The sequence below is a fragment of the Vibrio sp. 10N.222.55.C6 genome (assembly GCF_041473395.1).
GTDB lineage: Bacteria > Pseudomonadota > Gammaproteobacteria > Enterobacterales > Vibrionaceae > Vibrio > Vibrio crassostreae_C.
The window spans coordinates 1-338 of sequence record NZ_JBFRSD010000861.1 but is presented as its reverse complement, the minus strand read 5'-3'; the positions used below and the strand labels follow the sequence as shown (position 1 = coordinate 338).

Here is a 338-nt window from a genome sequence, read left to right as displayed (position 1 = left end):
GTATCATGTCGAAAAACCTCGAGCTTCTCACGTAGTACCTAAGTTATTCCAATACGCAGGGATTGCTACATTAAGTGTCGGCCTCGCAATGGCGACCTTTAATTTTGCTCCAAGCTATATCAATTCATGGCAGTCGGTTGAGACTTCAAGTGAAATGAAAACAGAAGTGTCTGCACAGACTCAGCGCTCTTTGGTGGCGAATGAACCTCAGTTGGTTGCTGAGCCAAAACCTTCCAAGTTTGCTTTGCCACAAGATATTCAACAGCACTTGATGCAGGGAACCAATCGTTCTCTAGCTATCAAAGATTTGTATACGCTCTGGGGGTATCAGTCTTCAC

1 pseudogene is annotated in these 338 nt (G+C 44.7%); it reads left to right on the top strand.

Going from position 1 to position 338, the window contains the following annotated elements:
- Positions 1-338, top strand: a pseudogene (locus tag AB4486_RS26565) (hypothetical protein); the annotation flags it as partial.